This window comes from Mycobacterium sp. 852002-40037_SCH5390672 (assembly GCF_001665875.1).
In the GTDB taxonomy this organism is placed as follows: Bacteria; Actinomycetota; Actinomycetes; order Mycobacteriales; family Mycobacteriaceae; genus Mycobacterium.
This window is the reverse complement of record NZ_LZTA01000081.1, coordinates 79576-100758: the sequence shown is the minus strand read 5'-3', so window position 1 is coordinate 100758 and position 21183 is coordinate 79576. Positions and strand designations below refer to the sequence as shown.

The following is a 21183-nucleotide window of genomic DNA, read 5'->3' as shown; positions in this document are numbered from 1 at the left end:
TGGCCGCGGGGCTAGTCGTGCTCGCGGCGGGCGGTGGCGTAGGCGAGCGCCTCGCCAACGGTGTTGTGGTGGAAGTCGAAGCCGGCGCGCTCGAGCGCGGACGGGATGGCGCGCTGCCCCGTCAGCAGGCCTTCGTCGGCGAACTCGCCCAGTGCGGCGCGGATGGCAAAACCGGGCACCATCAACGGGGTTGGGCGATTGACCGCCCGCCCGAACGCGGTGGTGAATTCGGCGTTGGTGACCGGCGCGGGCCCGGTCATGTTCACCGGGCCGGACAGCTCGGGGCGCAGAATCGCGAACAACAGCGCGCGCACTTCGTCTTCCAGCGTGATCCACGACATGTATTGCCGCCCCCCGCCCAGCCGGGCGCCGAGGCCGGTGCGGAACAACGGCCGCAACCGGCCCAACGCGCCGCCGGCGGGAGAGAACACCAGCCCGGTGCGGGCCAGCACCACCCGGGCGCCGCCGTATTGGGCCGGCAGCGTGGCGGCTTCCCAGTCTTCGCACAGCCTGGCCAGGAAACCCGTTCCCGCACGGTCGGTTTCATCGACCACGCGGTCCTTGGTGTTCCCGTAGAAACCCACCGCGCTGGCGTTGACCATGGTCGCCACACCCGCGTCGGCGACGGCGTGCGCCAGGACTTCGGTGGGGGCGATGCGGCTGTCCCGCAGACTCTGCTTGAAGGCGCCCGACCACCGCCGCTTGCCGATGTTGACGCCGCACAGGTTGACGACGGCGTCGACGTGGGTCAGCGTCTCGGGATCCAGATCGCCGCTCTCCGGATTCCAGTGCAGCTCATCGGCATTCGCCGGTGCCCGGCGCACGATGCGCAACACGCGGTGGTCGGCGGCGCGCAGGGCCGCGGCCAGAGCGGAGCCGATCAGGCCGGACGAACCCGCAATCGCGATGACGGCCTTCTGGCCAGCGCGAGCCACGTTCGCTTGTCCTTCTTTTAGAGGCCGAGGTCGGCCTCGAACGCGCCCTCTTCGAGACGGTGCTTGATGGTGGTCAGGAAGCGGCCGGCGTCGGCGCCGTCGATCAGCCGGTGGTCATAGGTCAGCGGGAGGTAGCAGATCGAGCGGACGCCGATCGATTCGTTGCCACTCTCGTCGACCACAACCCGCGGGCGCTTGACGATCGCGCCGGTGCCCAGCATGGCGGCCTGCGGCGGAACCAGGATCGGGGTGTCGAACAGCGCACCCTGGCTGCCGATGTTGGTGATCGTGAAGGTGCCACCGGACAGCTCGTCGGGTTTGAGGTTGCCCGACCGGGCGCGCGCGGCGATGTCGGCGATCGCCCTGGCCAGCCCGGCCAGGGACAGGTCACCCGCGTTGTGCACGACGGGGGAGAGCAGACCCTGCTCGGTATCGACTGCGAAGCCGAGGTGCTCGGCGTCGTAGTAGGTGATCTCCTTGGTTTCCTCGTTGTAGCTCGCGTTGACGTTGGGATGAACCTTCAGCGCGTCGATCACCGCCCGGGCGATGAACGGCAGGAAGGTCAGATTCACCCCCTCGCGCTCGGCGAAAGCCGCCTTGGCCCTGGCCCGCAACCCGACCAGCTTGGTCATGTCGACCTCGTGGGTCTGGGTGAGTTGGGCTGTGGCCTGCAGGGATTCGCGAGTTTTGTTCGCGGTGATCTGGCGGATCCGGCTGGCCTTCTGGGTGGTGCCCCGCAGGTGCGCCAGCGCCGGAGCCGGGGTGGGCGCCGCGGCGGCGCTGGGGGCAGCGGAGGGCTGCGCGGCGGCCGGCGCGGGGGCGGCCGGCTCTTGTTGCCGTTGCTTCTGCTCGGCGGCGGCCAGCACGTCTTGCTTGCGGATGCGACCGCCCACCCCGGTGCCCGTGAGCGAGTTCAGGTCGATGTTGTTTTCGGCGGCCAGTTTTCGCACCAGCGGCGTCACGTACGGCGCGCCGTCGGCGGCGGGGCTTGCCGGCTGGGCCTGCGCCGGTTGAGCTTTCGGCTCCGGCGCGGGCTTGGGCTGTGGTGCGGGCGCCGGCGTGGGCTCGGGCTCGGGCTGCGCCTGGGGCTGGGGCGCCGGTTCCGGCGTGGGTTCAGGCTTGGGCGCGGGCGGGGGCTGGGGAGCGGCGGACGCCTCGGCAGCGTCGGAACCGGCGCCGATGCGCGCCAGCTCGCCGCCGACGGGCACGGTGGCGTCCTCCTCGGCGGTGATGCTGATCAGGACACCGGCCACCGGTGACGGGATCTCGGTGTCGACCTTGTCGGTGGAGACCTCGACCAGAGCGTCGTCGACCTGGACCGAATCGCCGACCTTCTTGAGCCAGCGCGTCACGGTGCCCTCGGCCACCGACTCTCCGAGCTCGGGCATCAACACCGGGGTCGCGGCGCCGCCACCGGAACTCGGCTGGGCGGGCGCGGGCTCCGCCTGGGCCTGGGCCTGGGGCTGCGGCTCCGGTTGGGGCTCGGGTTGGGACTGGGACTGGGCAGGGGCCGCGGACTGTGCCTCGGGCTCCGGCTGGCTTGGCGCCTGCGAGTCGCCCCCAGCCCCACCACCTTCGGAGCCGTCGCCGATGACGGCCAGCTCGCCACCGACCTCGACGGTGTCGTCCTCCTGGGCGACGATCTTGGTCAGCACGCCCGCGGCCGGCGACGGGATTTCGGTGTCGACCTTGTCGGTCGACACCTCGACAAGTGGTTCGTCGAGTTCGACCGTGTCGCCTTCCTGCTTGAGCCAGCGGGTGACCGTCCCCTCGGTGACGCTTTCACCGAGTGCCGGCATCTGGACGGAGAAGGCCATCGTTTTTGACTCCTCGATCGCTCGTGGGTCGGGGCGGGTCGATCAGCTCGCTTTGCGGAAGGCGAAGTAGCAATCCAAAACTATCCTGTCACTGCGCCCTTGTCGGCACACATCCAGGGCAGATACCCCGCGCCGGGCGGGTGACGACGATCACGCTTGCTACGGTGTGGCCACTGCAGCCAGAGCGGGGAGGTCCCGATGCCGCCATCACAACGATTAGGCCAGCGTTTCGTCGAGAGCGCCGACGGCGTCCGCATCGCCGTCTACGAAGAGGGCAACCGCGAGGGCCCGACCGTCGTGCTGGTGCACGGCTTCCCCGACTCGCATGTGCTCTGGGACGGTGTCGTCCCGCTGCTGGCCGAGCGGTTCCGGATCATCCGCTACGACAACCGGGGCGTCGGTGAGTCCTCGGTGCCCAAGCCGGTGTCGGCCTACAGCATGGACCGCTTCGCCGACGACTTCGCCGCGGTGACCGGCGAGCTGAGCCCGGGCCGGCCCGTGCACGTGCTGGCCCACGACTGGGGCTCGGTGGGGGTGTGGCACTACCTGAAGCGTCCCGGCGCCCATGACCGGGTCGCCACGTTCACGTCGGTGTCCGGACCCGCTCAGGACCAGCTGGTCGACTACATCTTCAGCGGTCTGCGGGCGCCCTGGCGGCCGCGCACCTTCCTCCGCGCGCTCAGCCAGGCGCTGCGGCTGACCTACATGATCTTCCTCTCGATCCCGGTGCTGGCGCCGTTGCTCCTGCGGCTGACCCTGTCGATCCCGGCGCTGCGGCGCAACGCAGTCGACAACATCCCCGCCGAACAGATCCACCACTCCGAGAAACTGGCCTCCGATGCCGCCCGGTCGGTGAAAACCTATCCCGCCAACTACTTTCGGTCGTTCTCCGGTCGCAAGGACGGCGTCGCGGTCATCGACGTGCCGGTGCAGCTCATCGTCAACACCAAAGACAAGTACGTGCGGCCCTACGGGTACGATCACGCTCCGCGCTTCGTGCCGAGGCTGTGGCGCCGCGACATCCAGGCCGGTCACTTCTCGCCGATGTCGCACCCCCAGGTGATGGCGGCGGCGGTGCACGAGTTCGCCAATCAGGCCGAGGGTCAAAAACCCAGCCGCGCACTGTTGCGCGCGCAGGTGGGCCGTCCCCGCGGCTCGTTCGGCGACACCCTGGTATCGGTCACCGGTGCCGGCAGTGGAATCGGTCGCGAGACCGCGTTCGCCTTCTCGCGGGAAGGCGCCGAGCTGGTCATCAGCGACATCGACGAGGCTGCGGTCAAGGCCACCGCGGCCGAGATCGCCACCCGGGGCGGTGTCGCGCACGCCTATGTGCTCGACGTGTCCGACGCGCAGGCCGTGGAGTCGTTCGCCGAGCGGGTCAGCACCGAGCACGGCGTCCCGGACATCGTCGTCAACAACGCGGGCATCGGGCACGCGGGCGGATTCCTGGACACCCCGCCCGAGCAGTTCGACCGGGTACTCGACGTCAACCTCGGCGGTGTGGTCAACGGGTGCCGGTCGTTCGCGCGGCGGATGGTGGAGCGGGGGACCGGTGGCTACATCGTCAACGTGTCGTCGATGGCTGCCTACGCCCCGTCGCGGTCGCTGAATGCGTATTGCACGTCGAAGGCGGCGACCTACATGTTCTCCGACTGCCTTCGCGCCGAACTCGACACCGCCGGCGTTGGCCTGACCACCATCTGCCCGGGCGTCATCGACACGAACATCATCAACACCACCCGGTTCGACGCGCCCGTGGGAAAGCGGGACGACGATGTCGACGGCCGCCGTGGGCAGCTGGGCAAGATGTTCGCGCTGCGCCGCTACGGCCCTGACAAGGTCGCCAACGCGATCCTGTCATCGGTTCAAAAGAAGAAGCCGATTCGCCCGGTGGCGCCGGAAGCCTATGCGCTGTACGGCCTTTCGCGTCTGGCGCCGCAGGGGTTGCGAAACGCTGCGCGGATGCGGGTGATCTGAGACGGGCTAAGCGGCCGGTGTCGCCCCGCGACGTCCCGTCAACAATGTCGCGCCGATCGCGATGACCCCCAGCACGGCCAGCGGTATCGCCCACGCGCGCCGGCTGCCCACCGACGACTGGCACTGCGCGACGTAGTCGGTGTGCGGAATGATCTGGTTCAGAATCGGGATGTTCGACCCGTTGCTGTTGTTGGCGTTTCTGGCCGCGGAAAGGTCCGTGGCCACGGCGTTTCCGCATCCGACCGAATGGCCGTTGCTGTCGGAGACCGACACCGGCGCCAGCAGTCCAATGACTCCGGCCAACAAGAGCACGGCGCCCACCCCGAGGATCAACCGTCGCAGCGTCATGGTCTCGCCTTTCGTCGTGGGGGATTTCGACGCTAAGGAGATTAACCGCGGCCCACCGGCGGTAAACCCGACGTTGACGCCGAATAACTCCTCGATTGCCGGGTATCCGCCGCGATAACCAAAGACATGGAGGGTTTCTGAGGTGATCACCGCAACGCGCGAGGTGCCCGAGTCGTGTGAACGGGTGTGGGAGGTGCTCGCCCAGGGCTGGACGTACACCCAGTGGGTGGTGGGTAACAGCCGCATGCGGGCCGTCGATCCGAACTGGCCGGAACCCGGCTCCTCCATCAAGCACTCCATCGGGATCTGGCCGTTGGTTATCGACGACGCGACCATCGTGGAGGAATGTGAACCACCGCGCAAGCTCGTGCTGTGTGCCCGGCTGGGGCCGTTGGGTGCCGCGCGAATCACCATGCTACTGCACGAGATCCCGCAAGGCTGCCGGATCGAGATGATCGAAGTTCCCGTCGAAGGGCCGATGGCGGCCGTTCCCGATTCCCTCGCGTTGGCCGCGGCATACCCCCGCAACAAGGAGTGCCTCTGGCGGCTGGCGGCGTTGGCGGAACGCCTGGAGCCGGGCCAGGTGAAGTGACGTGCGGGATGCCGCCGACGCCGTCGTGATCGGGGCGGGACACCACGGGCTGGTGGCGGCGTCGATGCTGGCGGACGCGGGTTGGGATGTGCTGGTGCTGGAAGCCCAGCCCGAACCGGGCGGCGCGGTGCGCAGCGCCGAGCTGACACCGGGCTACATCACCGATTTGTTCAGCTCCTACTACCCGATGACGGTGGCCTCGCCCGCCATGACGGCGTTGCGGTTGGAGGATCACGGGCTGCGCTGGTCGCATGCACCGACGGTGGTTGGTCACCCGCGCAACGGTGCCGACGACGACCCGCCGATCGTGTACCGCGACCCCGCCCGGACGGCAGCGGAATTCGCGCGGCGAACGCCCGCCGACGGCGAGAACTGGTGGCGTCTGGTCGAGCTGTGGAACAAGATCAAGGGTCCGTTGCTGGACGCCATGCTGGCCCCCTTCCCGCCCGTGCGTCCGTTGCTCGGACTGCTGCGCAAACTCGGCACGCCGGAGGCCGTCCGGGTCGCGCACCTGCTGGTGCAGCCGGCCAATGCCATGGCAAGTCAGCTGTTCGAGGGTGAGGCACCGCGAGTGTTGCTGTTGGGCAATGCAATGCACGCCGACGTCCCCCCGGATGCGCCGATCAGCGGTGCCATGGGCTTCCTCATGACGATGCTGGCCCAGGATCAGGGCTGGCCGGTGCCGGTCGGCGGATCGGGCCAACTCACCGCGGCGCTGGTCAAACGGGCCTGCTCGGCCGGAGCGCGAATCGAATGTAACCAGAACGTTTCTCGCATCCACGTGCGGGGCGGCCGGGCAGTCGGCGTGACCACCGCGGAGGGGCGGACTGTGAGTGCTCGCCGTGCAGTGGTGGCCGACGTGGCGGCACCGCGATTGTTCTGCGACATGCTGCCCGCGGATGCGGTGCCGGTGGCGTTGCGTCGCGACCTCCAACATTACGAGTGGGATCCGCCGGTGGTGAAGGTCAACTATGCGCTGGGAACGCCGATTCCGTGGCGAGCGAAAAATCTGCGGTCGGTGGGCACCGTCCACTTGGGAGCCGACGGGGATGGACTGATCCGCTGGATGGCCGATCTGAACACTCGCGTGATACCCCAGCATCCGTTCATGTTGCTGGGCCAGACCACCACGGCGGATCCCAGCAGATCGCCAGTTGGCACCGAAAGTGTTTGGGCCTATACACATTTGCCGCGAAATGTCTCTGACGACGCTTCGGCGGACCGTCTGGCCACAGCGGTGGACCGGGTCATCGAAGAGCATGCGCCGGGCTTCGGGTCGGCAGTGATCGACCGGTTCGTGCAACGGCCGTCGGATCTCGAGGCCAGCGACGCCAACCTGCATCTCGGGGCGCTCAACGGGGGAACCGCGCAGTTGCAGCAGATGTTGGTCTTCCGTCCGGCACCGGGGATGGGTCGAGCCGAAACACCCATCGAGCGGCTCTATTTGGGCAGCGCGTCCGCGACGCCGGGTGGCTCGGTGCACGGCGCGTGCGGGCGCAACGCGGCCAATGCCGCACTGGCCGCTGACGGCCCGACCGGCTGGCCACGCCGCAAGCTGAGTCGAGCCATGATCACACGGCTGACCCGCTAGCCGTTTTCGGCGATATCCTCCAACACCGCGAACATGGTCCGGGTCGGCACGCCGGTGGAGCCCTTCGGCGAGTAGCCCCACGGGCTGCCGGTGTTGTAGGCCGGGCCGGCCACGTCGATGTGCGCCCAACTCACGCCGTCGGCGACGAACTCACGCAGGAACACCCCCGCCACCAGCATGCCGGCGAAGCGTTGCCCACTGATGTTCGACAGGTCGGCCACCGTGGACTTCAGGTCTTCCTTGAGTTCGTCGGGCAACGGCATCGGCCAGCCGTTTTCGCCGACCTGCTGCGAGATCGACGCGACGCGGTCGCGGAACTCGTCGCTGCCCATCACCCCAGGGATGCGGGCGCCGAGCGCCACGGTCTGCGCACCGGTCAGCGTGGACGTCTCGATCAGGTAATCGGGGTTGTCCTCACACGCCCGCACGATGGCGTCGGCCAGGATGAGCCGGCCCTCCGCGTCGGTGTTCTGCACCTCGACCGTGATTCCGCCGTACTGCGTCAGCACGTCGCCCGGGCGCTGCGCCGTGGCCGACGGCATGTTCTCGGCCATCGGCACGGTGGCGATCACGTCGATCGGAAGTTTGCGCTGCGCGGCCAGCGCGACGGTCGCGACCACCGCGGCGGCACCGCCCATGTCCGAGGTCATGTGGTGCATCCCCGCGGCCGGCTTGATCGAGATGCCGCCGGTGTCGAACGTGACGCCCTTGCCGACCAGCGCCACTCGCTTTCCAGCCTGGCCCTTCTTGGTTTTGGCCAGCTTGGAACCGCGGTGGATCAGGCGTACCAGCCGCGGTGGACGCGACGAGCCCTGCCCCACACCGATGATCCCGCCGTAGCCGCCTTTTTGCAGCGCCTTCTCGTCCAGCACCTCCACCTCGAGGCCGACGGACTCACCCAAAGCTCTTGCGCGCTTGGCGAATTCGGCCGGGAAGAGGTGGCTGGGCGGGGTGTTGACGAAGTCGCGCGCGGTGGCGACCGCCGTCGCCACCGCGGCGCCGTGCGCGGCGTCGTTCTTGGCGTCCTTCGCGGTGGCGAGCACCGTGATCTTGCGCAGCCCTTGGTCTTTGGGCGCAGTCTTGTCGCTGCGGAATTCGGTGAACCGGTAGCTGCCCAGGATCAGGCCCTCGACGGCGGCCGAGCCGATGCCCTCGCCGGGCAGCCCGGTCAACGTGGTGATCACCGACTCGGTCTTGCCGAGCGACCGCGCGGCCACACCGGCGGCGCGACGGATGGTGTCGGCGGGCCACTCGGATCGCGCTTTGCCCAGGCCGATCGTCAGCACACTGGACACCGGCAGCGATCCCACCACCAGCCGGTGCACCTGTTCGGCGCCGCCGGTGGCCTCCAGCGCCCGCAGACCGGATTCGATTTCGGCGACCGCGCCGGAGGACAGGAACGGCTCGGCCGCCGCAACGGCCGCGCCCGGTTTGTCGTCCTCGCCGGTCGAGACGACGGGCACGATCAGCACGGTGGACGCGGCGGCGCGCCGTGGCAGCGAGGAAGCGACACTAACAACGGGGGAGGCGTAACCGGGTTCGGTGCTCATCCGCATCACCCTAACGGTCCACCCGTCACGGCTGATTAGGGTGAAGAGTCGTGAGCAATGAAGCCGACCTTCTGCACGGACCGTTGGAAGACCGTCACCGGAGCTTGGGCGCCAGTTTCGCCGAGTTCGGCGGCTGGCTGATGCCGGTGTCGTATGCCGGCACGGTCAGTGAACACAACGCGACGCGCAACGCGGTCGGTCTCTTCGACGTCAGCCACCTGGGCAAGGCATTGGTCCGCGGGCCGGGGGCCGCGCAGTTCGTCAACTCGGCGCTCACCAATGACCTGAATCGCATCGGGGCGGGCAAGGCTCAATACACACTGTGCTGCACCGAATCCGGCGGTGTCATCGACGACCTGATCGCCTATTACGTCGACGACGACGAGATTTTCCTGGTGCCGAACGCCGCCAACACCGCCGCCGTGGTCGATGCGCTGCAGGCCGCCGCCCCGAGCGGGCTGACGATCACCAACCAGCACCGCTCGTATGCGGTGCTCGCCGTGCAGGGGCCGCGATCGGCCGACGTGCTCGGCGAGCTGGGCCTACCCACCGACATGGATTACATGGCTTACGCCGACACCTCGTTCTCGGGCGTACCGGTGCGGGTCTGCCGCACCGGCTACACCGGCGAGCACGGCTACGAGCTGCTGCCGCCGTGGGACTCCGCGGGTGTGGTCTTCGATGCGCTGGCGGAGGGGGTCACCGCGGCGGGCGGCGAGCCGGCCGGCCTGGGCGCGCGCGACACCCTGCGCACCGAGATGGGTTATCCGCTGCACGGCCATGAACTCGCCCTCGACATCTCCCCGCTGCAGGCCCGCTGCGGCTGGGCGATCGGCTGGAAAAAGGACGCGTTTTTCGGCCGGGACGCCCTGCTGGCCGAGAAGGAGGCGGGCCCGCCGCGGCTGCTGCGCGGCCTGCGGATGGTGGGCCGAGGTGTGCTGCGCGCCGGGCTGACGGTGCTCGCCGGCGACACGCCGGTGGGGGTCACCACCTCGGGCACGTTCTCGCCGACGCTGCAGGCCGGCATCGCGTTGGCGCTCATCGACACCGACGCCGGAGTCGAGGACGGTCAGGAGATCACCGTCGACGTCCGTGGCCGTCCCGCCGCATGCGAAGTCGTGCGCCCGCCCTTCGTCGCGGTGAAAACGCGCTAGCCGCGCCGCGTGCGCGGGCGAAATCCGATTCGGCAGGCGGATATACAATCGGCGAATGACCAGTGGCTCCCTTGAGTTCACGGTTTCGCGCTCGGCAAATCCGGCAACCGACGCTGAACGCGAAACCATCCTGGCCGAGCCGGGTTTCGGCAAGTACTTCACCGATCACATGGTGTCGATCGACTACGACGAGACCGGCGGCGGTTGGCACAACGCGCGCGTGATCCCGTACGGCCCGATCGAGCTGGACCCGTCGGCGATCGTGCTGCACTACGCGCAGGAAATCTTCGAGGGACTCAAGGCGTACCGCTGGGCGGACGGCTCGATCGTGTCGTTTCGGGCCGAGGCCAATGCCGCACGCCTACGGTCCTCGGCGCGTCGGCTCGCCATTCCGGAACTGCCCGAAGAGCTGTTCATGGAATCGCTGCGCCAGCTGATCGCGGTCGACAACGCCTGGGTTCCGGCCGCCGGCGGCGAGGAGGCGTTGTACCTGCGCCCGTTCGTCATCGCCACCGAGCCCGGATTGGGTGTGCGGCCGTCCAAGCGCTACCGCTATCTGCTGATCGCCTCGCCGGCCGGCGCGTACTTCAAGGGCGGCATCAGCCCGGTCACCGTCTGGGTGTCGACGGAGTTTGTGCGGGCCAGCCCCGGCGGCACCGGCGCGGCCAAGTTCGGCGGCAACTACGCGGCCTCGCTGTCGGCTCAGGCCGAAGCCGCGGCCAACGATTGCGACCAAGTGGTGTGGCTGGACGCCGTCGAACGACGCTTCGTCGAAGAGATGGGCGGGATGAACATCTTCTTCGTGTTCGGCAGCGGCGGCTCGGCGCGGCTGGTCACCCCGGAGCTGTCCGGTTCGCTGCTGCCCGGAATCACGCGAAACTCCTTGCTACAGTTGGCCATTGACGCCGGATTCTCCGTCGAGGAGCGCAAGATCGATATCGACGAGTGGCAGAAGAAGGCCGCCGCCGGGGAGATCACCGAGGTGTTCGCCTGCGGTACCGCCGCGGTCATCACCCCCGTCTCGCGCGTGAAGTACGGCGACGCCGAGTTCACCGTCGCCGACGGCCAGCCCGGGGAAGTGACGATGGCGTTGCGCGACACGCTCACCGGAATTCAGCGGGGCACCTTCGCCGACACCCACGGCTGGATGGCCCGGCTCGGCTAGTCGGCGCGGCTAGAGGCGCACCAGAGCCGCGAGCACGACCGCGCTCACCGTCGCGGTCAGTTCGATCGCGGCGCCCAGCACGTCACCGGTGATGCCACCGAATCGGCGCACGCAGTGCCGCACCAGGAGCGCGCCGCAGCCCAGGCCCAGCAGCACCGCCACCGGTCCCTGCCACGGCCGAGGCCCGGCCAGCAGCGAAACACCAACCAGCACCGCGATCCAGGCCGCCACCACCGACGCCGGCTGGCTTCCCGCGACCCGGACACCCAGGGCGCTGCCGCCGGCCGCCGGCACCGAGCGGCGGCTGGCCAGCACCGCGGTCACCCGGCCCGCGAAAACCGCCACGGCGATTCCGGGGATGATCCGGTCCGCGGCCCCCAGTGCCGAAAAGGCCAGGGCCTGCAGCATGATCACCACGACGGCGGCGGCCACGCCGAACGGCCCCGTCGATCCCTCACGCATCACCGCCAGCGCCCGCTGCGGCGGCCCGTAGCAGCCCAGGCCGTCGGCCGTATCGGCGACACCGTCGAGGTGCAGGCCGCGGGTCACCACCAGCAGCACCGCGACCGCGAGCACGCCGGGCAGCGGGCTGGACCGACCGAAGGCCAACGCCGAACCCCAGGTCACGGCCGCGGCCAGGACCCCCAGGGCGCCCCCCACCACCGGCAGCGCGGTCATGGCGCCCCGGCCCATCGGCGCATTGCCGCCACTCGGGACGGGTAGCACCGTCCCGAACGCGAAAGCCGTTGCCAGCGAACGGATCACGACGGGTGAGTGGGATGATCGGAGCTGTCGATGCGGTTGGACACACCGGCCTGGGCGAAGGTCGCCATCGATGACAGCGTGGCCACCGCGGCGCGCAGGACCGGCAGCGCGAGCGCGGCGCCGGTTCCCTCACCCAGCCGCATCCGCAGGTCGAGAATCGGCTCCAAATCCAGCGCCGTCAGCGCGAGTGCGTGCGCGGGCTCGGTGGAGCGGTGACCGGCCTGCCACCACAGCCTGGCGCCCGGCGCCAGATGCTCGGCGACCAGCGCGGACGCCGTCACCGCCATGCCGTCGAGCAGCAGCGGCGTGCGCCGGAGGGCGGCCTGCGCGCAAAAGCCCGCCATCGCGGCCAGGTCGGCGCCGCCGGCGCAACGCAGCAGCGCGACCGGATCGGGCAACACCTGCCGCGCGCGAAACAGGGCGTCGCGCACCGCGGCCGTCTTGCGCGCCCACCCGGCGTCGTCGATCCCGGTGCCGAAGCCCACCGCCACGACCGGCTCGGCGTTCGTCAAGGCCGCCACCAATACCGCTGCGGCCGTGGTGTTTCCGATCCCCATATCGCCGGCGATCAGCAGGTCGGCGCCGGCATCGACCTCCTCGTCGGCGATGGCCACGCCGGCGGCGAGCGCCCGCGCGGTCTCGTCGTCGCTCAGCGCGTCCTGCACCCTGATGTCACCGCTGGCGCGGCGCACCTTGTGGGCGCCGATCCGTTCGGTCAGCGGGTCCGCGTCGACGGCGAGGTCCGCAACCCGCACCGTCGCCCCGGCGATGTCGGCCATGGCGTTGATCGCGGCGCCGCCGGCATCGAAGTTGGCGACCATCTGCGCCGTCACCTCCGGCGGGTAGGCCGATACCCCCGAGCGGGCGACGCCGTGGTCACCGGCGAACACCACCACCCGGGCGCGCTCGAATTGCCTTGGCGGGCAATGCCCCTGGCACGACGCGACCCACACCGACAATTCCTCGAGGCGGCCCAGCGCACCCCTGGGCTTGGTCAGGGTGTCCTGGCGGACACGGGCGGCGGCGGCGGCGTCCACATCCGGCGGCGAGATGGGAGCGAATTTCATCGGGCCCCCGGCGGCTTGATCGGTACCGGCTGGCCGGCCACCACCAACATCACCCGGTCGCACAACCGCGCGAGACGCTGGTTGAGGCTGCCCAGTTCGTCGGCGAACCGGCGTCCGGAGGCGGTGGCGGGCACGATCGTCAACCCGACCTCGGGGCTGACCAAAACCAGCGGGGCGGCGAAGTCGCCGACTGCGGCCAGCACGTCATCGACGGGAGCGGCCACCGAGCCGCCGTCCCAGGCGTTGTTGCGGTCCAGCGCGCCGGTCAGCCAGGTACCGAGATCGTCGACCAGTGTGGGAATGCCCGGCGATTGACGCAATTGCGTTGCGATGTCATCGGTTTCGATCGTCGACCAGTGCACGGGCCGGCGGCCGCGATGCTGGGCGATCCGATCTGCCCAGGCGGCATCGTGCTCGGTCGGGCCGGGCGCCAGGTAACGAACCCCCTGCCCGGCCGGCAACCCGTTGGCGATTTCTTCCTCCGCCCACTGCGATTTGCCTGACCTGATCCCGCCGAGCACCAGGGTGCGCACTCGTGTCAGCCGGACTTCTGGCGAGCTTTAATCGACACTGCTGCCGTGCTTGACCTGGGGCCGCGGCGCCCGCAGCCGGCGCATCTGAGACGCTCGGCTGGCGGCATAAAGGCCTAGCTTCCAACGGCTTTCGGTGTTATCAGGGAACTTCGCGTCGACCAGCCTGCTGACTTTGCGGCCCAGGATGAGGCCGTCGACGCTCATCACGGCCATCAGCACCAGCATCGCCGGAGACACCCACAGCTGCAGCTGGGGGACACCGAACATGGCGAACATCAAGAACAGGGTCGACGGCATGAACAGGCCCAGCAGGTTGCGCCGCGAGTCCACCACGTCGCGAACGTAGCGGCGGATGGGCCCCTGGTCGCGCGGCAACAGGTAGCCCTCTTGGCCGGCCATCATCTTTTCCCGGCGATCCGACATACGGGCACGGCCGGCGGCCTTGTCGGCGCGGCGCTCCTCACGGCTGAGCTTGGAACCGGCCAGCGATTTGCGCCGGGCGCGCGCCTCGGAGGCCGTCATGGGCGCGGGCGCGACGGGACCCTTCCTGGCATTGCGGCGGGCGTCGTTGCGCTTGGGCGTGGGGCGTCCCTTGGGGCCCGTCCGCTGCGCCTCGCGGGTCGCGTCGCCCGAGGCACCAGCACCGCCGGATGCGTCCGACGCGGCTGCGCTCTCGTCAAGGTCGGTGTCCTGGCCTTTCCAGCGGCCCAACAGCTTCACAGTGGCCAGGTTACTTCGCGGACTACTCGCTCCGGAATTCGCCTGGAATGCCTTGCTATTAGACCTGCGTTAGTGCCGCACTTGGTCCTACTCTTACACGTGATGAACGGCTGCCTTTGATGGACGACGGGTCGATGGCCTCGGATGATGCTGGTCCCGGCCTGGCCCCCGGCCGTCTTCAGTTGCCCGCCATGCAAGTTCTGGTGGCCCCGGATTGCTACGCCGACAGCATGTCGGCCCTGGAGGCGTCCGCCGCCATCGCGACCGGTTGGACCCGTTCCCGCCCCGGCGACCGGTTCATCGTCGCCCCGCAGTCCGACGGCGGCCCCGGCTTCGTCGAGGTGCTGGCCAGCCGGCTGGGGGAGACGCGGCGCCTGCGGGTCTCGGGACCGCTGAAAGCCATGGTGGAAGCCGATTGGGTATTCGACCGCGGTTCGGCCACCGCGTTTCTGGAATGCGCGCAAGCGTGCGGCCTGGCGCTGATCGGCGGACCGCCCACCCCGGAGACCGCCATGGCGGCGCACAGCAAGGGCGTTGGGCAGCTGGTCGCCGAGGCGCTGCGGGTCGGGGCGACCCGCATCGTGGTCGGATTGGGCGGCAGCGCCTGCACCGACGGCGGCCAGGGCATGATCGCCGAGCTCGGCGGCCTGGACACCGCCCGCCGGCAACTGGGCAACGTGGAGCTGATCGCCGCCTCCGACACCGAATACCCGATGCTGGGCCCGTGGGGGGCGGCCCGGGTGTTCGGGCCGCAGAAGGGCGCCGACACGGCCACCGTCGCCGCACTGGAGGTTCGGCTGCAGGCGTGGGCGTTGATCTTGGAAGCGGTGGCCGGACGGGACGTGAGCGCCGAACCGGGCGCGGGGGCCGCCGGCGGCATCGGCGCCGGCCTGCTGGCGCTCGGCGGGCGCTGTCAGTCCGGGGCCGCCATCATCGCCGAGCACACGCGGTTGTCCGACGACCTGGACACCGCGGAGCTGATCGTCACCGGTGAGGGCCGGTTCGACGAGCAATCCCTGCACGGGAAGGTGGTGGGCTTCCTCGCCGACGCGGCCCGGCCGCGGGGGATTCCGGTGGTCGTGCTGGCCGGCCAGGTCGACTTGGACAATGCGACGGTGCGCTCGTCGGGCATCATGGCGGCGTTATCCATCGCCGAGCACGCCGGATCGGTGCGGCTGGCGCAGGCCGACGCGGCCAATCAACTCATGGGTCTGGCTTCCGTTGTGGCGGCGCGACTCGGGAATAGCGGTCCTGCAAGGTACCGTTGAAGCAGTGGACTTTTCCGGCGGTCCGGATCGCTCGGCGCTAGCCGGTGACCTGCGGCTTGACCGGACCCACCCAACAATGAGGCATGTAGGAGAAGCAATGACGGTGCAAAACGAGTCGAACGCCACGACGACCCACGGCGTGATCCTGACCGAGGCCGCCGCCACCAAGGCAAAGTCCCTGCTGGACCAGGAGGGACGCGACGACCTGGCGCTGCGCATCGCGGTGCAGCCGGGTGGCTGCGCCGGGCTGCGCTACAACCTCTTCTTCGACGACCGGGCGCTGGACGGCGACCTGACCGCGGAGTTCGGGGGCGTGCGGCTGACGGTGGACCGCATGAGCGCGCCCTACGTCGAAGGCGCGTCCATTGATTTCGTGGACACCATCGAGAAGCAGGGCTTCACCATCGACAACCCCAACGCCACCGGCTCGTGCGCCTGCGGCGACTCGTTCAACTGATCGGTTAATCCCGCAAATCCGCCGGCCGACCTGATGTCCGGCCGGCGGATTGCGTTCAGTATGAGCCGCCGGTGCGCAGCACGTACGAGCAGACCATGATCTGGCCGCGCTGGAACAGCAGCTGCGCGATGCCCTGCACCTGCCCGTGCATCGGGCTCCCGCTCACCGGGGACACCCGCATCGTGAACAACGCCTGGGCCTGGTACTGCGACAGGTACACGATCTTGTCGATCGAGGTCAGCTCGACCTCGGAGAACTGCTTGCGGAACGCGTCGCTGCTGAGCTTGGCCAGGGCCTGGTCGGATCGTTTGTCCTGGACGCCGTCGTACAGGCCGCACAGCGCGTTGCGGGCGATCTCGTTGATGTCGCGGTGCTCGAGTGCGTCCAGATAGCCCTGGATGGCCGTCTTGGCCGCCCCCTCGGAGAACGTGGCGCCGGTATTGGCCCCGTTGGTGCGGACCCCGTACACGATGGCCACCGTCAGCACCGCGACGAGCACGATGGCCAGCACGATGCCGACGATCAGCCGGCGCTTGGAACGTTGCGGCGGGTACGGCACCGGCGGGGGAGGCTGCCCGGCATAATGGGCGGAAGCAGGTCCTGCCTGCGACGCTGCGGCGAAGCCCGGGTCACCGGTGTTGGGGTCATCGGGGAACTCGAGTGGCTGGGATTCGCTTGGGGGGGTTGGTCCTTCGCCGCCGACGGTGTGGTTCGGCGAGTGCGGACCTGCCATCGTGGTTCTCCTACGGTGGTAGACGGGACTGCGAGCGGGTTGCGGCCCGAGCAATGTGATCCCGGCGACGTGAATGAGTAACTGAGTGGGTTTCTAAGGGAGGCTAGCGCACGGCCTCGCGCCGACCGTGCACACAGCGACGGTCAAGCCGGCGTGGGTAAGCTAGATAACCTTACTAACGAAGGGTGGAGTTTTCGTGACGATCGCGGTGACAGGTTCGATTGCGACCGACAATCTGATGCGGTTCCCCGGCCGGTTTTCCGAGCACCTGCTGGCCGAGCACCTGCAGAAGGTGTCCCTGAGTTTTCTGGTTGACGACCTGGTGATTCACCGCGGCGGCGTGGCGGGCAACATCGCCTTCGCCATCGGGGTGCTGGGCGGCGACGTGGCGCTGGTCGGTGCGGCCGGTGACGACTTCGGCGAGTACCGCGATTGGCTGCAGTCGCACGGTGTCAACTGCGACCACGTGCTGATCTCGCAGACCGCGAAGACGGCACGCTTCGTCTGCACCACCGACCTGGACATGGCACAGATCGCCTCCTTCTATCCCGGCGCCATGTCGGAGGCCCGCGACATCAAGCTCGCCGACGTCGCGTCGGTCGTGGGCACGCCGGACCTGGTCATCGTCGGGGCCAACGACCCGGAGGCGATGGTGGTGCACACCGAGGAGTGCCGCAAGCTCGGCTTGGCGTTCGCCGCCGACCCGTCCCAGCAGCTGCCCCGCCTGTCGGGCGCAGAGATCGACAAGCTCGTCGACGGGGCGGCCTACCTGTTCACCAATGACTACGAGTGGGAACTGCTGCTCTCCAAGACCGGCTGGTCCGAGGCCGACGTGCAGGAGAAGGTCGAGCTGCGGGTGACCACGCTGGGCGCCAAGGGCGTCGACATCGTCGAGCGGGACGGAACCACCACCCACGTGGGTGTGGTGCCCGAGACCAGTCAGACCGACCCCACCGGCGTCGGCGACGCGTTTCGGGCCGGCTTCCTCACCGGCCGCAGCGCCGGGCTGAACCTCGAGCGTTCGGCCCAGCTGGGCTCGCTGGTGGCCGTGCTGGTGCTGGAGTCCACCGGAACCCAGGAGTGGACGTGGGACGCCGCGGTCGCCAAGACCCGTCTGGCCGATGCCTACGGCGACGAGGCGGCCGCCGAAATCGCCGCGGTGCTCGCCTAGCCATACTCGGCGCGGCGCGGCTGAGTGTGAACTCAGCGGCGTCGGGTGTGAGCTGACGGCGACGACCCGCCGGAAATCACCGCCCAGCGTTCACATTCGCACCCTCGCCAGACGCTAGAGCTGCACCGGATACTGCGGCTCGCTGATCTGGGGCACCACGCTGTGCTCGACGAAGATCGCGTGCCAGAGCATGAAGATCAGCAGCGTCCACAGCCGGCGGCTGTGATCGCTGACGCCGTTGCGGTGCTCGTCGAGCATCCGGCGCACGGCGGCCGGGTCGATCAGATGATCGGCCTGCGACGAGTCCACCATCGCGTAGGCCCACTCCAGCAGCTCGCCCGCGCGCAGCCAGTGCCGGATCGGCACCGGGAAGCCGAGCTTGGGCCGGTGCAGCACGTGCGCCGGAACGATCGGCTCCAAGGCGCGCCGCAGCGCGTACTTGGTGGTCGTACGGGTGATCTTCGCCTCCACGGGCAACCGGGAGGCGACCGCGAACACCTCGGGATCCAGGAACGGCACCCGAAGCTCCAGTGAGTTGGCCATGGTCATCTTGTCGGCCTTGACCAAGATGTCGCCCCGCAGCCAGGTGAACAGGTCGATGTGCTGCATGCGGGCCACCGGATCCCAGCCCGCCGATCCCGCGTACAGCGCCGCGGTGACGTCGGTGTGGGTCCATTCCTCGCGGAAGCCGGGCAGCACGTCGCGCAGCTGCGCGTCGGAGAAACTGCGGGCATTGCCGTAGTAGCGCTCCTGCAGCGTCAGGGAGCCGCGGTGCAGCAGGCTCTTGCCCCGCATCCCGTCCGGCAGGGGTCTGGACACCTTGCCCATCGACCGCCGCAGGGGCCGTGGCAGATAGTCGAAGGGCTTCAGCGACAACGGTTCCCGATAAATCGTGTAGCCGCCGAACAACTCGTCGGCGCCTTCGCCGGACAGCACCACCTTGACGTGTTTGCGCGCCTCCCGGGCGACGAAGAACAGCGGCACCAGCGCGGGGTCGGCCACCGGCTCGTCGAGGTACCAGACGATCTCGGGCAGGGCGGCGACGAACTCGTCGGGGGTGACCACCTTGGCGATGTGGCGGGCGCCGATCGCCTCGGCCGAGGCCACCGCGACGTCGATCTCGGAGAAACCCTCGCGCTCGAAGCCGGTGGTGAACGTGATCAGCCGGGGATTGTGCCGGATGGCCAGCGCCGCGATGGCGGTCGAGTCGATGCCGCCGGACAGAAACGCCCCGACGGTGACGTCGGCGCGCATGTGCTTGGCCACCGAGTCCTCGAGCACCGCGGTGATCTCGTCGTACCGGGCCTGCTCGGTGTCCCGGGTGATCCGCGTGGCGCCAAAGCGCGGCACGAAATACCGGGTGACCTCCGGTTGTAGGCGGTCGGGACGGATCCGTGCGTAGCAGCCCGACTCCAGCCGGCGCACCCCGCGGTGCAACGTCTCGGGCTCGGGCACGTACTGCAGGACGGTGTAGTGCTGCACGGCCCGCTCATCGATCCCGGTGTCGAATCCGATCAGCTCGGCCAGGTCCAGCAGGCACTTCTTCTCGCTGGCCACCGCGGTGCCGCCGCTGCCGGTCGCCATGAACAGTGGCTTGATGCCGAAAGGGTCACGGGCGCAGAACAATTCGCCGGCGGCGGTGTCCCACAGCGCGAACGCGAACATGCCGCGCAGCCTGGTCAGGGCGTCGGTGCCCCAATAGTGATAGGCGGCGACGACCGCCTCGCCGTCACCGTCGGTGGCGAAGGCGGCGCCATGCCGGCTGGCCAGTTCGTCGCGCAGTTCGAGGTAGTTGTAGATCTCACCGTTGAACACCAGCACGTAGCGGTCGGGCGCCTCGGGCGGACCCCAGCGCAGCGGCTGGTGCGAATGCGCGATGTCGATGATGGACAGTCGGTTGAAGCCGAAAACGACCGAGCCGTCGGCGTCCGGGTCCACCCAGGTGCCCGGCTCGTCGGGCCCGCGGTGGCGCATCGAATGCGACGCGCGCGCGACCGCGTTGTCGGCCCGGGCGGCGGCCGCGTCCTTATCCACGCCCTCGGGGGCAGCAACGAACGCCAGCAGACCACACACGGCGCCCCAGTATGCCGCACTTGGGAGGACGTACGTGGATGTCACGCCCGGCACGTCGTGAATGGCCGGGCAGACTGGCGGGCCGGGGTTTCGTCGCCCGGCTCAGGCGCGTGGTCTACGCTGCGTAGTATTCGATATCCGAGCAGGAGGCGCTAACGTGACCCCTCGCGAGCAGGACCGTTCGCAACGTTTGTCGCAGGGCAGGTTTCGGCGCCATTCCAGCGGGGGCCCGGCTAAGGGTCTTTCCCGTCGTCTTCGGCCCTTCGCGCTGGCCGTGACGCTGGGTGTGCTGGCGTTGTTCTTGAGCGGATGCAGCAGCTGGGCCGACGCACTGGCCCTGGGCTGGCCGCGGGGCATCACCCCGGAGGCTCACCTCAACCGGGAGCTGTGGATCGGTGCGGTGATCGCCTCACTGGTCGTCGGCGGCATCGTGTTCGGCCTGATCTTCTGGGCGTCGGCCTTCCACCGCAAGAAGGCCACCGACACCGTGCTGCCCCGGCAGTTCGGCTACAACATGCCGCTGGAGCTAGTGCTCACGGTGACCCCGTTCCTCATCATCTCGGTGCTGTTCTACTTCACCGTGGTGGTGCAGGAGAAGATGCTGCACCTGGCCAAGGACCCCGAGGTAGTGATCGATGTCACGGCCTTCCAATGGAACTGGAAGTTCGGCTACCAGCGTGTGGCCTTCAAAGACGGCACGCTGAACTACGACGGTGCCGACCAGGCGCGCAAGAAGGCGATGCTGTCTCGGCCCGAGGGCAAGGACGCCCACGGTGAGGAGCGCGTCGGTCCCGTCCGCGGGTTCAACACCTCGGACCGGCAGTACCTGAACTTCGACAAGGTCGAGACGCTGGGAACCAGTGAGGAAATCCCGGTGCTGGTGCTGCCGACCGGCAAGCGCATCGAATTCGATCTGGCGTCCGCGGACGTGGTTCACACCTTCTGGGTGCCGGAGTTCCTGTTCAAGCGCGACGTGATCCCCAACGCCGATGCGAACAACTCGGTGCACGTCTTCCAGACCGAAGAGATCCAGACCCCGGGTGCGTTCGTGGGCCACTGCGCCGAGTTCTGCGGCACCTATCACTCGATGATGAACTTCGAGGTTCGGGTGGTGGCGCCCAACGACTTCAAGGCCTACCTGCAGCAGCGGATGGACGGAAAGAGCAACGCCGAGGCGTTGCAGGCGATCGGGCAGCCCCCGCTCGCGGTGACCACTCACCCGTTCGACACCAAGCGCGGTCAATTGGCCGGAAGCCAGTAGGTTAGG

General features: G+C 68.9%; 19 protein-coding genes. 9 read left to right on the top strand and 10 right to left on the bottom strand.

Annotated elements, in window-relative coordinates; genetic code table 11:
• Positions 1-11: 11 nt before the first annotated feature.
• The gene (locus A5782_RS14575; RefSeq protein WP_067101097.1) at positions 12-935 is read right to left on the bottom strand and encodes a TIGR01777 family oxidoreductase; all 924 of its coding nucleotides are present in this window, start codon (positions 933-935) and stop codon (positions 12-14) included.
• 17 nt (positions 936-952) lie between these two features.
• Complete coding sequence (gene sucB, locus A5782_RS14570; RefSeq protein WP_067101094.1) at positions 953-2752, bottom strand: 2-oxoglutarate dehydrogenase, E2 component, dihydrolipoamide succinyltransferase; 1800 nt, start codon at positions 2750-2752, stop codon at positions 953-955.
• Between the two features lie 198 nt (positions 2753-2950).
• Here sucB and A5782_RS14565 point away from each other — a divergent pair, with 198 nt between their 5' ends.
• Positions 2951-4729, top strand: coding sequence for an SDR family oxidoreductase (locus tag A5782_RS14565; RefSeq protein ID WP_067101091.1), 1779 nt, complete (start codon positions 2951-2953; stop codon positions 4727-4729).
• Positions 4730-4735: 6 nt separating this feature from the next.
• Here the strand turns inward: A5782_RS14565 and A5782_RS14560 are convergent, their stop codons facing one another.
• Positions 4736-5077 carry an aminopeptidase gene (locus A5782_RS14560; RefSeq protein WP_067101087.1) on the bottom strand — a complete coding sequence of 114 codons (342 nt, stop codon included), beginning with the start codon at positions 5075-5077 and terminating at the stop codon, positions 4736-4738.
• Positions 5078-5219: 142 nt separating this feature from the next.
• On the opposite strand from A5782_RS14560, the gene A5782_RS14555 reads away from it, so the two are divergent.
• Both A5782_RS14555 and A5782_RS14550 read left to right on the top strand, forming a co-directional pair.
• The gene (locus tag A5782_RS14555; RefSeq protein WP_067101085.1) at positions 5220-5669 is read left to right on the top strand and encodes a hypothetical protein; all 450 of its coding nucleotides are present in this window, start codon (positions 5220-5222) and stop codon (positions 5667-5669) included.
• Position 5670: 1 nt separating this feature from the next.
• Positions 5671-7260 carry an NAD(P)/FAD-dependent oxidoreductase gene (locus A5782_RS14550; protein WP_067101082.1) on the top strand — a complete coding sequence of 530 codons (1590 nt, stop codon included), beginning with the start codon at positions 5671-5673 and terminating at the stop codon, positions 7258-7260.
• Here A5782_RS14550 and A5782_RS14545 read toward each other — a convergent pair.
• Entirely contained in the window at positions 7257-8810 is a 1554-nt protein-coding gene (locus A5782_RS14545) for a leucyl aminopeptidase (RefSeq protein ID WP_067101079.1), read from the bottom strand. The two genes, A5782_RS14550 and A5782_RS14545, sit on opposite strands and share 4 nt — an antisense overlap.
• 50 nt (positions 8811-8860) lie before the next feature.
• On the opposite strand from A5782_RS14545, the gene gcvT reads away from it, so the two are divergent.
• Together gcvT and A5782_RS14535 are read left to right on the top strand one after the other, a co-directional pair.
• Positions 8861-9964: a glycine cleavage system aminomethyltransferase GcvT gene (gcvT, locus tag A5782_RS14540; protein ID WP_067101077.1), complete on the top strand. Its 1104-nt coding sequence runs from the start codon at positions 8861-8863 to the stop codon at positions 9962-9964.
• Positions 9965-10019: 55 nt separating this feature from the next.
• Positions 10020-11129: a branched-chain amino acid aminotransferase gene (locus tag A5782_RS14535; protein ID WP_067101074.1), complete on the top strand. Its 1110-nt coding sequence runs from the start codon at positions 10020-10022 to the stop codon at positions 11127-11129.
• A gap of 9 nt (positions 11130-11138) precedes the next feature.
• Here A5782_RS14535 and A5782_RS14530 read toward each other — a convergent pair whose 3' ends face one another.
• The 4 genes from A5782_RS14530 to A5782_RS14515 are packed head-to-tail and all read right to left on the bottom strand — an operon-like array spanning position 11139 to position 14214.
• A complete protein-coding gene (locus tag A5782_RS14530; RefSeq protein ID WP_067101071.1) occupies positions 11139-11894 on the bottom strand; it encodes an adenosylcobinamide-GDP ribazoletransferase in 756 nt (251 codons plus the stop codon).
• Positions 11891-12961, bottom strand: coding sequence for a nicotinate-nucleotide--dimethylbenzimidazole phosphoribosyltransferase (cobT, locus tag A5782_RS14525; protein WP_067101068.1), 1071 nt, complete (start codon positions 12959-12961; stop codon positions 11891-11893). The genes A5782_RS14530 and cobT overlap by 4 nt, the downstream gene beginning before the upstream one ends.
• Entirely contained in the window at positions 12958-13494 is a 537-nt protein-coding gene (locus tag A5782_RS14520; RefSeq protein ID WP_067101065.1) for a bifunctional adenosylcobinamide kinase/adenosylcobinamide-phosphate guanylyltransferase, read from the bottom strand. Before A5782_RS14520 ends, cobT begins: the two co-directional genes overlap by 4 nt.
• Before the next feature lie 27 nt (positions 13495-13521).
• Positions 13522-14214 (bottom strand): DUF3043 domain-containing protein, encoded by a 693-nt coding sequence (locus A5782_RS14515; protein WP_067101062.1) that lies wholly within the window; start codon positions 14212-14214, stop codon positions 13522-13524.
• A gap of 191 nt (positions 14215-14405) precedes the next feature.
• On the opposite strand from A5782_RS14515, the gene A5782_RS14510 reads away from it, so the two are divergent.
• Positions 14406-15482 (top strand): glycerate kinase, encoded by a 1077-nt coding sequence (locus tag A5782_RS14510; protein WP_067101261.1) that lies wholly within the window; start codon positions 14406-14408, stop codon positions 15480-15482.
• 97 nt (positions 15483-15579) lie between these two features.
• A complete protein-coding gene (locus tag A5782_RS14505; RefSeq protein ID WP_067101059.1) occupies positions 15580-15939 on the top strand; it encodes an iron-sulfur cluster assembly accessory protein in 360 nt (119 codons plus the stop codon).
• A 55-nt stretch (positions 15940-15994) separates the two neighbouring features.
• On the opposite strand, the gene A5782_RS14500 is transcribed toward A5782_RS14505, so the two are convergent.
• On the bottom strand, positions 15995-16672 hold the full coding sequence (locus A5782_RS14500) for a hypothetical protein (protein ID WP_067101056.1): 678 nt from the start codon (positions 16670-16672) through the stop codon (positions 15995-15997).
• Positions 16673-16868: 196 nt separating this feature from the next.
• On the opposite strand from A5782_RS14500, the gene A5782_RS14495 reads away from it, so the two are divergent.
• Positions 16869-17843, top strand: coding sequence for a carbohydrate kinase family protein (locus A5782_RS14495; RefSeq protein ID WP_067101053.1), 975 nt, complete (start codon positions 16869-16871; stop codon positions 17841-17843).
• Between the two features lie 114 nt (positions 17844-17957).
• On the opposite strand, the gene asnB is transcribed toward A5782_RS14495, so the two are convergent.
• Positions 17958-19916 (bottom strand): asparagine synthase (glutamine-hydrolyzing), encoded by a 1959-nt coding sequence (gene asnB, locus A5782_RS14490; RefSeq protein ID WP_067101050.1) that lies wholly within the window; start codon positions 19914-19916, stop codon positions 17958-17960.
• A gap of 157 nt (positions 19917-20073) precedes the next feature.
• Here asnB and A5782_RS14485 point away from each other — a divergent pair, with 157 nt between their 5' ends.
• The gene (locus tag A5782_RS14485; RefSeq protein WP_082942931.1) at positions 20074-21177 is read left to right on the top strand and encodes a cytochrome c oxidase subunit II; all 1104 of its coding nucleotides are present in this window, start codon (positions 20074-20076) and stop codon (positions 21175-21177) included.
• The last annotated feature ends 6 nt before the right edge of the window (positions 21178-21183 follow it).